Raw genomic sequence first — 1,092 nt, 5'->3', positions numbered from 1 at the left:
GCCGCGACCGCGACGGGGGCTTCCCCGAGGACTTCCACCGCGCGCTCGCCGATTCGGGCTGGCTCGGAATCGCCATGCCCGAAGCCTACGGCGGCGCGGGACTGGGAATCAGCGAGGCCGCGCTGATGATGCACACCATCGCCGCCACGGGCGCGGGCCTGTCGGGCGCGTCCGCAGTGCACATGAACATCTTCGGCCTGCACCCCGTGGTGATGTTCGGCAGCGACGCGCAAAAGGCGCGCTGGCTGCCGCCGCTGATCCAGGGGCGCGACAAGGCCTGCTTCGGCGTGACCGAGCCCGACGCCGGCCTGAACACGCTCAAGCTCAGGACCCGCGCCGTGCGCCAGGGCGACCACTACCTGGTGCACGGCCAGAAACTGTGGATCAGCACCGCGCAGGTGGCGAGCAAGATCCTGCTGCTCGCGCGCACCACGCCCGTGGAGGAATGCCGCGGCGTGCAGGGCCTGAGCCTGTTCTATACGGACCTGGACCGCAGCAGCGTGGAGGTGCACGAGATCGACAAGCTCGGGCGCAAATGCGTGGACTCGAACCAGGTCTTCATCGACGGGCTGCGCATCCCCGTGGAAGACCGCGTGGGCGAGGAGGGCCAGGGCTTTGGCTACATCCTGCACGGCCTGAACCCCGAGCGCATCCTGATCGCCAGCGAGGCCGTGGGTCTGGGGCGCGCAGCGCTCGCGCGCGCCGCCGGCTACGCCAACGCACGCGAGGTGTTCGGCCGCCGCATCGGGCAGAACCAGGCCATCCAGCACCCGCTGGCCGAGTCGTGGATGGAACTCGAGGCCGCGCAGCTCATGGTGCACAAGGCCGCCTGGCTCTACGACCAGCACCAGCCCTGCGGTGCCGAGGCCAACGCCGCCAAGTACCTCGCGGCCGAGGCCTGCTACCGGGCCTGCGAGCGCGCCATCTTCACGCATGGCGGAATGGGCTACGCCAAGGAATACCACGTGGAGCGCTACCTGCGCGAAGCCTGGATCCCGCGCCTTGCCCCGGTGAGCCCGCAGCTGATCCTGTGCTTTATCGCCGAGAAGGTGCTGGGGTTGCCGAAATCCTATTGAGGGGCAACGCCCCCGA

The 1,092-nt window shown here is 69.4% G+C and carries 1 protein-coding gene; it reads left to right on the top strand.

Annotated features, from left to right (window positions below; genetic code table 11):
• On the top strand, positions 1-1,076 hold a 1,076-nt coding region (locus VTU_RS0105650), incomplete at its 5' end, for an acyl-CoA dehydrogenase family protein (protein ID WP_010101784.1).
• Between the last annotated feature and the right edge of the window lie 16 nt (positions 1,077-1,092).

It is taken from the genome of Verminephrobacter aporrectodeae subsp. tuberculatae At4, from assembly GCF_000193225.1.
Lineage (GTDB): Bacteria > Pseudomonadota > Gammaproteobacteria > Burkholderiales > Burkholderiaceae_C > Acidovorax > Acidovorax aporrectodeae.
This window is presented reverse-complemented; position numbering and strand designations above follow the sequence as displayed.